Raw genomic sequence first — 12,147 nt, forward strand, 5'->3', positions numbered from 1 at the left:
GCGAGCGAACCAGTGGAGAATGAACCGTGCGGTATCTCATCCTCGGTACGACGGAAGTCGCCGGAACACCCCTGGCGGGCGCCCGGCTGCGCGCCATCCTCACCGCCCTCGCGCTGCGCGCGGGGCGGCCCGTCGCGGCGTCCGTGCTCATCGGTGAGGTGTGGGGCGGCGACGAGCCCGAGGACGCCCATGGCGCGCTGCAAGCGCTGGTGTCCCGGCTGCGCCGGGCGCTCGGCCGGGACGAGGTCGCCTCCGGTCCGGCCGGCTACGTGCTGCGTGCCAAGCCCGAGGACGTCGACCTGTTCGTGTTCGAGCGCCTGACGAAGGACGGCGGTGCCGCGCTCGACGCGGGCAATGCGGCGGCCGCCGCGACCGCGCTGGACGAGGCCCTGGCGCTCTGGCGCGGCCCGGCGCTCGCCGACCTTCCGGACCGTACCGCCGCTGCCCGGCCGGAGGCCCTCCGGCTCACCGCCCTGCAGCGGCGCGCCGAGGCGTATCTGGCGCTCGGGCGCGCCGCGGACGTCCTGCCGCAGGCGCAGGAACTGGTGGCCGAGCACCCGTTGAACGAGCCGTTCCATGCGCAGTACATCCGCGCGCTGCGCGCGGTGGGCCGTACCGCCGACGCCCTCGCGGCGTACGAGCAGGCCCGCCACGTCCTCGCCGACAGCCTGGGCGCCGACCCCGGCGCCGAACTACGCGCACTGCACGCCGAGTTGCTGAATCCCCCGCCACTCGCTCCGGCGAGTCCTCCCGCCGCCGCTCCGCCGCCGGCCGCGTCCCGGCCCGCACCGGAGCGGTCGCAGGAGCCGCCCGCGGGCGCGCCGCCGTCCGCCGAGTCGCTGCCTGAGGCGCCCGCGCAGAGCCGCCTACCGCACGGCAACCTCCGTACCCGGCTCACCAGCTTCGTCGGGCGCGAGGACGACCTGCGGTCGATCCGTGCGGACATGACCCGGCACCGGCTGGTGACCCTGGTCGGTGCGGGCGGTTCCGGAAAGACGCGGCTGGCGGAGCAGGCCGGAACCGAGCTCGCGACCGCGTACCCGGACGGGGTGTGGGTCGCCGAACTCGCGCCCGTCGCGAGCCCGGGCGGGGTCGCCCGCGCCGTACTCAACTCCGTCGGCCGCAGCGACACCACCGTGCTGACCGCGGCGGTGCCCGTCGCCGAGCCGACCGAGCGGCTGCTCGAACACTGCGCGCAACGCCGCATGCTCTTGGTACTCGACAACTGCGAGCATGTCATCGGCGCCGCCGCCCGCACCGCGGAGGCGCTGCTCGCCCACTGTCCGGGCGTGACCGTGCTGGCGACCAGCCGTGAGCCGTTGGGCGTGCCGGGCGAGGCGGTACGTCCGGTGGAGCCGCTGCCGCCGCCGCCCGCGCACCGGCTGTTCGCCGAGCGCGCCGCCGCCGTCCGCCCGGGGTTCGCCGTGGACGCGGACCTTCCGGCGGTCGCGGAGATCTGCCGCCGACTCGACGGGCTGCCGTTGGCCATCGAACTCGCTGCCGCCCGGCTGCGGATGCTCACCCCACGCCAGATCGCCGACCGGCTCGACGACCGCTTCCGCCTGCTGACCACTGGCAGCCGCACCGTACTGCCGCGCCAGCAGACACTGCGGGCGGTGGTCGACTGGTCCTGGGAACTGCTCGACGACCGTGAACGGACCGTGCTGCGCCGCGTCTGCGTCTTCTCCGGCGGCTGCACCCTCGCCGCCGCCGAGGCGGTGTGCACCGATGGTACGGAGATCCGCGACACGGACGTCCTCCACCTGATCGGGTCGCTGGTCGACAAGTCACTGCTGGTCGCCGATGAGTCGGCCGACGGGGTGCGGTACCGGTTGCTGGAAACCATTCAGGAGTACGCGCGGGCGCGCGCCGCGGAGCATCCTGAGGAGTCGGCCGCCACCGCGCGCCGCCACGCCGCGTACTTCCACGACTTCGCACAGACCGCCGCTCCCCTACTGCACACCCGGGACCAACTGCCCTGGCTGGACCGGCTGGAGACGGAGCTGGACAATGTGCGTGGCGCGCTGGAGCGTGTGATCGCCGAGGGGGATGAGGAGACGGCGCTGGCGATGGCGGCCGCGCTCGGCTGGTTCTGGTGGCTGCGCAACTACCGGGATGAGAGCATCGTGTGGCTCCGGCGGATAGCCGCGCTGGGCGAACCGCCCGAGGACCCCGCCGACCCGCTGGGCTGGTCGCGGATGGACCTGCGGCTGATGCTGTTCTTCATCAGCGCCGACCAGCCGTCGGGGATGAGCGCCGACGAGCTCAATGCGACGGCCAGGCGGATCAGCGAGCTCTATGCCAAACCGGGACCGCACGGCGCGCGTTTTCCCGGGCTGTTGTGGCCGTTCGCTGGATTTCACCTGGGCAGGCAGAAGGACATGCGGGCGCTGACCGACGCGATGGTCGCGACGTGCCGCAAATATGGCGGGGATTGGGAGATCGCATGCGGGCTGATGTTTCGCATGCACGTGATCATCGATCTGCCCGGCGGACTGAACATCGCCGATGGCGACTGGGCGGAGCTGACGGAGCGCACCGAACGGGTAGGGGACCGGTGGCTGCTCGCCCAGGCACACGGCGCGAGCGCCGAACTGGCCACCGCGCGCGGCCAGTACGCCACCGCGCGTGCTGACTACGAGGCGTCCATGCGGCTGTGTGAGGAACTCGGGGCGCGCGCCGAGATCCCCTTCCTGGTCGCCAGGCTGGCGGAGCTCGCCACCCGCGAGGGCGATGACGAGTTGGCCGTGAAGCTGCTGGAACGGGCGGAGCGGGAGGCCGATCACTACGGCATCTGGGATGGCCGTACCTATATCCGGTGTGTGCAAAGCAGTATTGCGATACGGGCGGGCGAGCTGGCCAGGGCCCGTGAGCTGTGCGGTCTCGCCCGCACTGAAGCGGAACGGGGCACGCCGCCGCCGATGTTCAACGTCTTCCTCACCGGCCTGGACGGCGATGTGCTGGCCGCCGAAGGCAGGCCGCGAGAGGCGCTGGACGCGCTGCGGAGTGCTCTGCGCGAGGGCCTCGCGACGCACTGTCCCGAACCGCTGCTCGCCTCCATCGCGGAACGCTCCGCTGCCGTCCTGCTGGAGCTGGGCCAACCCGCCGATGCGGTACGGGTGATGGGCGCGGCCGCCGCGGCGCGTGGATCGCTGTCCCGCTCGGTGCCGGAGGAAGCCTTGGCGGCCCGGGCCAGCGGCGAAGCCCGCGCCGCGCTGGACGACCGGGCGTACCAGGCCGCCTACGCGGACGGCCTGCGCCGCACCCTGGCCGAGGCCGCCGACCTGCTGGACGGCGTCACCGGCAACTGATCCTCGACCGCGCCCAGTCCGCGAGATCCAGGAACGGCCCGCTGCCCGCGTCCTGTACGACCAGCCGTAGCGTCTTGTACCCGGTCACGTCGGCGTGTACCGGCACCGGACCGCTGTCCGGGGTGACCACGCCCGAGGCGTACAGCTGGGTGCCGTCGCCGTAGACCGAGAAGCGGACGGCGCCGGTTCCGGCAGAGAGGTCGTCCAGCCCGGCCAGCGCGTCGTACGAGGTGCAGGCGCGGTTGAGATCGATCACGACGGACGAGGGGGCGTGCACGCTCACACCGTCCGGGTAGCTGGTGCCGTCCATCCTCAGGTCGTGTCGCCGCCAGAGCCAGTTGAACGCGTCGGGGCGGACCGTCGGCTCCGTGCCGTCCCCGAAGACGCTCAGTGGCAGCCGGTTGAGCTGGTAGACCGCCGGGGCAGCGGGCGGGGGCGGCGTGGGCTTCGGGGTGGACTTGCGGGTGGGCTTGGGCGGTGGCGTCGGCCGGGTCGCCGGTGGGGTGGGCGTCGGGGTCGGCTTGGGCGGTTGCGTCGGCCGGGGCGAGGGTTTCGGCGGCGCCGCGGGGGCCGGGGCGGGCGGCGGCGTACTGGGCCTGGGGGTCGGGGCGGGGGCCGCGAACGGCGGAGGGGACGGCTTAGGTCGCGGTACGACGGGCGCGGCCGACACCGGCAGCTTGGCCTCCGGCTTCGGTGTGTGCTGGTCGTTTCCGAGCAGGACGGCGGCGAGCGCCACCCCGCCCGCCGCGACCACCACGCCCGCGGCGATCCCGATCTTCGCGGGCATCCCCACGCCCTCCGCCGCGGCACCGCCCGCCGCACCACCGGAGCCCGAAGCCCCGCCCGCGCCCGCCGCCGCGCCCGCACCGGCGGCGGCGCCCGCACCGGCCGCGGCGATACCGGCCGCCTTGGCGATGTAGGCCGTGGCGAACCACCCGATCGTGGCAACCGGCAGAAGGCCCTTCAGACACGCGTTGACATCGGCGAGGTCCGCCGCCGCGGCACGGCACTTCCCGCACGCTTCGAGGTGCTTGCGCAACTCCCGGTCCGCACGCAGCCGCAGGCCGCCGCGAGCGTGCGCACCGAGCCGGTCCGCGTGCCGGGCGCACTCGCCCTCGGTGGTCAGCGCGGCACTCACATGTGCCTGCAGATACGCCTGGCGCAGCCCCTCACGGGCCCGGTGCGCCAGCACCGCCGTGGCGTTGGCGGTCAGCCCCAGCAGCGGGGCGATCTGGCTGGGCGACTCCTGCTCCACCGCCGTGTGCCACAGCACCGCCTGCCAGCGCTCGGGCAAGGTCTTGAAGGCCTTGACGGCGAGTGTCTGTTCAGCCTCGTGCATGGCCCGCACATCGGCGCCGAGGTCCGTTCCGGCGCCGAACGCACCGCTCTCGCCGCTGGCGGACGCACCCGCGGTACTGATCGCGAACACCGCGAAGTCCTCGACCAGTTGCTCCCGTTTCGCGGAGCTTGTCCAGGACGCCGCCACCCGCCGCACCGTCGTCAGCAGATACGCCCGCACCGCCGCGTCCGGCCCGGCCCCACCCCGCACGGCTTGCAGGGTGCGGGCGAACACCTCGCCGGTGAGGTCCTCCGCGGTGTAGGCGTCCCGGCAGCAGCCACGGGCGTAACGGCGCACCGCATCGGCGTGCCGCCGGTACAACTCCTCGTACGCGCTGTCGTCGCCGTCCCGCACCTGGGCGATCAACTCGGCGTCGGACGGCGGCAGATGCTCGCCGCCCGGTTGCTCGCGCTGCTGCGGTACGAACTCGTCGGCCGCGTCCTGCCCGCTCCCGGCCCACTCGGTGGCATCCGCCGCGCCCGTGGCGCCCGCTCCCGCGGGCGCCTGGCCGGGAACGCGCCGGTGCAGCCCGCGGCCAGGTCTGGCGGACTCGCCAGACCCACCGGCGGCACCTGAGCCACCACTCGCGTCGGGTCTGCCGGACTCCGCGCCGTCAGCGCCTCGTGAGTCGTCCCGTCCGTCAACGCCCATCGCGCAAGCTCCAGAACACGCCGATGCATCAAGCCACGGCCAAGGGTCGCACACCGAGGTGACGCACGCCCCCTGACTGGTACCGGAACCACCCGTCCGGGCAGACTTCCCGGTTCAGGCCCGAACGTTCACTCGTACCGGAACCGTGAGCGTCGGGCCTGGACCAGGCCGCCCACCCGAGCTGGCGCGACGGGCTGGGCCAACGGCGGACTACGCCGTACGTATCTGTGAACGCGACCGCAGCCCCTCCAACAGGATCTCCAGCAGCCGGGCCGAGGCGGCGGCCTGCTGCGCCGCGTCCGGTAGCGATGGCGCCGCGGTGGCGATCACCAGCAGCACATCGGCGACCGCCACATCGGGCCGCAACTCGCCCGCCGCACGGGCCCGCTCCACCAGCTGACCGACCACCGCGAGCAGCGCGGAGATGCCGTCGTCACCGTGCTCGCCGCCCGCCGACCGCTGCTCGACCCGCGACTCGACCGGTCCCGACTCGCGCTGCTGCGGGACCCTCGGCTCCGCGATCTCCGGCACGCCGGCCTCCACCCGCAGCACCTGAGGTGGCAGCAGCCGCCCGGCCCCGGAGGCGACCGACGTGCGAAGGAACCGCGACAGCGCGGCCCATGGATCGTCCTCCTGACCGAGCGCGGCACGCGCCTGCTCGGTCAGCCGGGCGGTCTCCTCCTGAGCGATCCGGCGTACCAGCACGTCCTTGCTGGGGAAACGCCGGTAGACCGTGCCGACGCCCACTCGGGCGCGGCGCGCCACATCCTCCATCGGCGCGCCGTAACCCAGCTCGCCGAAGACCTCGCGCGCCGCCCGCAGCACATGCTCCAGATTGCGCTGGGCGTCCACCCGCAGCGGCGCGCCCCTACCCCCCGTACCCCCCGTCGTCAGGCCGTGCGCACGTCCATGGGCACGGCCGTGTCCGTCACCGTCAGTGCTGATGGTCATCGCCCACTGCGGATCCTGAATATGCATATGTATCCCCCGGTTGTGACGTCTCCCCCCGGAGACTCCCCCAATGCGCCGCCGGAGCAGGGCTGTTGAGCGCCCCGACGACGTACCGCTGTACGAACATAGTTGAGCCCAAGTCAAGAATGAAGGGGGTAGTTCCGCCCGGACCGCCCCGATCAGGTACTTCCTCGGACTGCTTCCAGCATCGTACGAGCCTGTGCACCACCCATGGTCTCCCTGTGGACAACGCACTACCGGCCCTGTGGACAAAACACCGCTTGTCGGTGCGTCATGGGAGGGTGACAGAGCCAGCACGGATCCTGGTGGTCGGCGGCGGATACGTCGGCATGTACACCGCCCTGCGCCTGCAGCGGAAGCTCAGGCGCGGCGAGGCCGAGGTAGTCGTCATCTCACCCGACCCCTACATGACGTACCAGCCGTTCCTCCCCGAGGCGGCGGCCGGGTCCATCGCGCCCGCGCATGTCATCGTGCCGCTCCGTCGCGTCCTGCCCAGATGCCAGGTCGTGGTCGGCGAGGTACTCCGCATCGACCATGCGAAGCGGACCGCGTACGTCTGCACCCCCGCCACCCGGACCGAGGGCGGCGGCGACACCGAGCTGCGGTACGACGAGCTGGTACTCGCCCCGGGATCGGTCTCCCGCACCCTTCCGATCCCGGGTCTGGCCGAGTCCGGCATCGGGTTCAAGACCGTCGAGGAGGCCGTGGGCCTACGCAACCACGTGCTCGAACAGCTCGACATCGCCTCCTCCACCCGCGATGTCGAGGTCCGTGACGCGGCGCTGACCTTCGTCTTCGTCGGCGGTGGGTTCGCGGGCGTGGAAGCGCTCGGCGAGTTGGAGGACATAGCCCGCTATGCCACCCGCCACTACCACAACGTCGACGCCGACGACATGCGCTGGGTGCTGGTGGAGGCCGCCGACCGGATCCTGCCGGAAGTCGGCGAGGAGCTGGGCCGGTACGCGGTACGCGAGCTGCGCGGCCGCAATGTCGACGTCCGGCTGGAGACCCGGCTGACCAGCTGCGAGAAGCGGGTCGCCGTGCTCAGCGACGGCGCGCGCTTCCCCACCCGCACCGTGGTGTGGACCGCCGGGGTCAAGCCGCATCCGCTCATCGCCGCCACCGGCCTGCCGAGCGATCCGCACGGCAGACTGCGGGTCACCGCGGCCCTCCAGCTCGACGGCGCCGAGCACGCCTGGGCGGCCGGTGACGCCGCGGCCGTACCCGACCTCACGGCCGAGCAACCCGGCGCACAATGCGCCCCGAACGCCCAACACGCCGTCCGCCAGGGCAAAGTCCTCGCCGACAACATCATCGCCACCCTCCGCGGTAGCCGGCCCGAGGAGTACCAGCACGTCTCGGTCGGCTCGGTGGCCTCACTCGGCCTGCACAAAGGCGTCGCCCATCTGTACGGGCGCAAGGTCAAGGGCTACCCTGCGTGGCTCATGCACCGCGTCTACCACCTCAGCCGCCTTCCCACGGCGAACCGCAAGGCCAGAGTCCTCGCCGACTGGACTCTCGCCGCGTTGTTCAAGCGGGAGATCGCGGCACTCGGCTCCTTGGAGAACCCCCGTGCGGAGTTCGAGTTCGCCGCCGGAACCGGCAGACAGCCGGACGCGTAGCTCCGGCTGGGCGCACGCCCCCGTCGCCAACTACGCTCCACCACTGCGACGGTGACGGCGTGTACGTCCACACCTGCGAAGAGTGACAGGTGCGCCTGACGCGGGCAGAGTGTGACACAGAAGAGAAACTGGGCGTTTACCCCAAGGCCGCCCGGCAGAGCCATCCGGTACGACAGCACGAGGCATCAATCTGTGAATCTGACGCGCTGGAGCGCCCGGCTCCCCGGAACACAGCGACGCGCAGCGGCGGCCGCCGCCTCAGCGGACCCCACCGGATCCAAGGGCGCCACCGGCGCCGGTGGTACCGCGGGTTCCGTTCCCGCCGCCCGCGGCGCACAGCACCCGGGGCCGGCCGCCGCCGACCAACTCTCCGTCCATGACGTCCTGGGCCAGGTCCCGGCGCTGATCGCCATCACCTACGGGCCCGAGCACCGCACCGGCTACGTCAACGACGCGTACACGGAGGTGTTCGGCTCCCGCAAACCAGGCGAACCGGCCCGAGAGTCGCTTCCCGAGCTCGCCGAACTCGGCCTGCTGCCGCTGATGGACCAGGTCCTGCGCAGCGGCCGGCCCCGTACCGTCAAGGCCCGCAAGGTGACCTGGGCCCGCCCGACCGGGGCGACGGCGGACGGGAGCGACGAGCCGCGGCACGGCTACTTCACCTTCACCTGCACCCCGCTGGCCAACACGGCCCTGGAGAAGGCGGCGACCGAGGACGCCACCGAGGGCGGTGTACTCGTCTTCGCCGCGGACGTCACCGACCAGGTACGTTCCGCCGAGCGGCTGCGGGCCAGCGAGCGCCTGCAGCGCGAGGCCGCCGTCACCCTGCAACGCAGTCTGCTGCCACAGGAGTTGGAGCAGCCCGACGACCTGCGGGTGGCCGCCACGTACCAGCCCGGCGGCACCGAGGCCGCAGTCGGCGGCGACTGGTACGACGTGATCACCCTCGGCGCGGGGCGCACCGCCCTGGTGATCGGCGACGTGATGGGCCGCGGAGTGCGCGCCGCCGCCGTGATGGGCCAGCTGCGCACCGCGGTACGGGCCTACGCCAGGCTGGACCTGCCGCCGCACGAGGTGATCCAACTGCTGGACGGGCTGGCGGCCGAGATCGACGCCAGCCAGATCGCCACCTGCGTCTACGCCGTCCACGACCCCAGCGAGGCCCGCCTCACCTACGCATCCGCCGGGCATCTGCCGATCGTCGTACGCGGGGTGAACGGGACCGTCCACCGCGCCGAGGGGCCGACCGGCCCGCCGCTGGGCACCGGCGGCTGGCTGCACGCCTCGGGTTCGGTCCCACTGGAGCCCGGCGCCACCGCCGTTCTCTACACCGACGGCCTGGTGGAGCGCCGCGACGAGGACATCGACGAGGGCGTCGCCGCACTGGAACGGGCACTGGCCGGTGCCAGCGGCACCCCGCAGGTCATCTGCGACCGCCTGCTGCGCACGCTGGGCGTCAGCTCGGACCACGATGACGACGTGGCGGTGCTTGTGCTGCAGCACCCCCGGCACACCGGCGCGGAAGCGGAACTGTTCCGCAACGCCTCGCTCGACCTGCTCGGTGGTGTGGAAGCGGCGCCGCGGGCCCGGGCCTTCGCGACCGGGGTGCTGGCGTCATGGCGGTTCCCGGTGGAGTTGCGGGACCTGGGCGTACTGGCGACGAGTGAACTGGTGGCCAACTCGCTGCAGCACGGCACCCCGCCCATGCGGCTGCGGCTGCGCCGCACCGACCGGCGCCTGATCATCGAGGTCACGGACGGCGACGACCATCTGCCACGACGGCGGCGCGCGGAACCGGCGGACGAAGCGGGTCGCGGGATCGCGATCGTCGCGACGATCGCCTCGTCCTGGGGTTCCCGACGGACACCTGGCGGCGGGAAGACGGTCTGGTGCGAGTTCGCCCTGCCGGGCGGGGGCGGCTGACCGTCAGGCCGCCGCCACCACCCGGTCGACCTCCGCGGACGGCGTGGTCGCCACCGCCGCCCGCAGGGGCGAGTCCTGGGCCGGAGTGAGCCGTCGGCCCAACCGCAGCGCGAGGACGGTGATAGCGAACGAGCAACCGACCAGCATCACGATGTACGCCGCGTACAGCCCCGCGCCCGCCAGCAGACCGCCGACCGCCGGTCCGACAGCCAGCGCGAGCTGCTTGACCAGCGCGAACGCCGAGTTGTACTGCCCGACCATGCGCGCTGGCGCCAGGTCCGCCACCAGCGGAGCCACCGTCGGCGACAGCATCGCCTCACCCAGCCCGAACAGGGCGTAGGTGGAGATGATCGCCCCGGTCGCCCACATCTGGTGCCCGTGGATCAGGCCGGAAGCACCCGCCGCGAGCCAGGCGACCGTCCAGATCAGCCCGACCGCCGCGATGACGCGACTGCGCCGACGCCGCTCGACCGGCTTGAGCACGAGGAACTGCGCGATCACGATGACCGCCGTGTTGGCGGCCAGCGCCACCCCCAGCGTCGACGGCTGGACACGGGTGACCGCGGTGGCGAACGCCGCCAGCCCGGACTCGAACTGCCCGTAGCAGGCGAAGAACATCACCGCGCCGAGCACACACAACTGCACCATCGACCGGTCGGCGAGCAGCGCCCGCCAACCGCCGAGCTGCTTGTCCTCCGGGGCGTCGTCGATGTCCTCGATCGTGGGGGTGTGCGGCAGCCGTACGGTCGCCACGATCGCGGCCAGCACCAGGAACATCGCCGCCTCGATGGCGAACAGACGGGTGAACGAGCCGGGGTGCGCGGTGTCCACCAGCAGTCCGCCGAACAGACCACCGATGCCAAGACCCAGGTTGTTGAGGAAGAACTGCGTCGCGAAGGCGCGCGAGCGCGTCGTGGTGCTGGAGCACCAGACGATCAGCGTGGCCAGCGCGGGCTGGATCACCGCGATGCCCGCGCCCAGCACGGCGGACGAGATCACCGCCATCGGTGCCGTCGTCGACAGCCCGAACCCCAGCGATCCGAACGCCGAGACCACGGAACCGACGAGCACTACGGGCAGCGGACCCCGCCGGTCGATGGTTCGACCGGTGAGCGGCAGCACGAACAGCGCGGCGGCGGCGAAAGCCGACAGCACCACGCCCGCGGTACCGGCACCAAGATCCCGCACCTGCGCCACATAGACGAACAGGAACGGGACCGTGAAGCCGTTGCCGAACGCGCTCAGCGCGTTGCCCAACTGGATCCGGCGCAGCGCTGCGCCCATTGCCGTGGTCACACTCACCTACCTCTGATGCGCGAGCCCCTGATGTACGGGCTCGAAGACTTCGAACCTAAACTTCGAAGGTAAAATATACACGTCCGAAGACTTAAGCGCGAACGACTACCGTGCGATACTCGGCATATGACCGCAGCCGACGAGCCGGCCCATGAGCCGACGGAGCTCGACCTCGACGAGCAGATCGCCATCTACCAGCGCGAGTTCCCCGAGGTGGACCCACAGATCGAGAAGGTCGTCTCGGCCCTCCAGCGACTGAACCGCCGGATGAACGTCGCGTACGGCCGCCAGGTCGCCGACCTCGGCATAAGCAACGCCGAGTGGGAGGTCCTCAAGGCCCTTGTCCTGGTCGGCAAGCCCTACCGCCTGGGCCCCGGCGATCTCGCCAAGCGCCTCGGCCTGACGCCCGCCGCCATGACGCACCGCATCGACCGCATGGTCGCCGAGGGCCTGGTGACCCGGGAGCGTGATGAGTCCAATCGGGTACGGGTGATCGTCGAGCTGACCGACGAGGGGCGCGGCAAGTGGCTGGAGGCGATGCGGATGGCCGCAGGCTTCGAGGCCCAACTGCTGCAGGACCTGTCCTCCGAGGAACTGTCCACTCTTGGCGGGATGCTGACGAGGGTTCTGCACCGGGTGGATCCGGACGCGACGGATGTGGCGGACGCGGGTTGACACGGACCCGGCCCATCCGTAGTGTTCTCCGAGTTGCCCGGCGTGAGCGCCGACTACGGTCGGTCCGCGGGTAGCCATTCCGCAAATGCAACCGACTAGCCGTCGCGGCTTTGTCGTGCGCGTTTTCGAAATGAGGAGCCGGAATTCGCTCGATTAGACCGAGCGGCCAAGGATCCGCTAAAGTCTCACTCGTCGGAACGGCCGCGAGGCCGGAAAGACAAACCAAGCAGGAATCCCGCCAGCGGGAATCGGGTCGGAAAAGATCTGATAAGCTGGAGAAACCGAAGGGAAAGCCCGGAGGGGCCGGTGAAACGGTCTCGAAGGAAGCTTCCGTTCCTTGAGAACTCAACAGCGTGCC

General features: G+C 71.8%; 7 protein-coding genes. 4 read left to right on the top strand and 3 right to left on the bottom strand.

Annotated features, from left to right (window positions below; all coding sequences use genetic code 11):
- The first annotated feature begins 26 nt into the window (after window positions 1-26).
- The gene (locus P2L57_RS30810; protein WP_275820078.1) at window positions 27-3,311 is read left to right on the top strand and encodes an AfsR/SARP family transcriptional regulator; all 3,285 of its coding nucleotides are present in this window, start codon (window positions 27-29) and stop codon (window positions 3,309-3,311) included.
- On the opposite strand, the gene P2L57_RS30815 is transcribed toward P2L57_RS30810, so the two are convergent.
- Both P2L57_RS30815 and P2L57_RS30820 read right to left on the bottom strand, forming a co-directional pair.
- Complete coding sequence (locus P2L57_RS30815; protein ID WP_275820080.1) at window positions 3,298-5,301, bottom strand: sigma-70 family RNA polymerase sigma factor; 2,004 nt, start codon at window positions 5,299-5,301, stop codon at window positions 3,298-3,300. The genes P2L57_RS30810 and P2L57_RS30815 overlap by 14 nt on opposite strands.
- A 210-nt stretch (window positions 5,302-5,511) precedes the next feature.
- Window positions 5,512-6,279, bottom strand: a complete 768-nt coding sequence (locus tag P2L57_RS30820; protein WP_372516001.1) for a TetR/AcrR family transcriptional regulator — start codon at window positions 6,277-6,279, stop codon at window positions 5,512-5,514.
- Between the two features lie 275 nt (window positions 6,280-6,554).
- Between P2L57_RS30820 and P2L57_RS30825 the strand changes: the two genes are divergently transcribed.
- Both P2L57_RS30825 and P2L57_RS30830 read left to right on the top strand, forming a co-directional pair.
- Window positions 6,555-7,895, top strand: coding sequence for an NAD(P)/FAD-dependent oxidoreductase (locus P2L57_RS30825; RefSeq protein ID WP_275820084.1), 1,341 nt, complete (start codon window positions 6,555-6,557; stop codon window positions 7,893-7,895).
- A 192-nt stretch (window positions 7,896-8,087) separates the two neighbouring features.
- The gene (locus P2L57_RS30830; RefSeq protein ID WP_275820086.1) at window positions 8,088-9,818 is read left to right on the top strand and encodes an ATP-binding SpoIIE family protein phosphatase; all 1,731 of its coding nucleotides are present in this window, start codon (window positions 8,088-8,090) and stop codon (window positions 9,816-9,818) included.
- Between the two features lie 3 nt (window positions 9,819-9,821).
- Here the strand turns inward: P2L57_RS30830 and P2L57_RS30835 are convergent, their stop codons facing one another.
- Entirely contained in the window at window positions 9,822-11,114 is a 1,293-nt protein-coding gene (locus tag P2L57_RS30835) for an MFS transporter (protein WP_275820088.1), read from the bottom strand.
- A 126-nt stretch (window positions 11,115-11,240) separates the two neighbouring features.
- Between P2L57_RS30835 and P2L57_RS30840 the strand changes: the two genes are divergently transcribed.
- On the top strand, window positions 11,241-11,789 hold the full coding sequence (locus P2L57_RS30840) for a MarR family winged helix-turn-helix transcriptional regulator (RefSeq protein WP_275820090.1): 549 nt from the start codon (window positions 11,241-11,243) through the stop codon (window positions 11,787-11,789).
- Window positions 11,790-12,147: the final 358 nt, after the last annotated feature.

The organism is Streptantibioticus ferralitis (assembly GCF_029223525.1).
GTDB classification, from domain to species: Bacteria; Actinomycetota; Actinomycetes; order Streptomycetales; family Streptomycetaceae; genus Streptantibioticus_A; species Streptantibioticus_A ferralitis.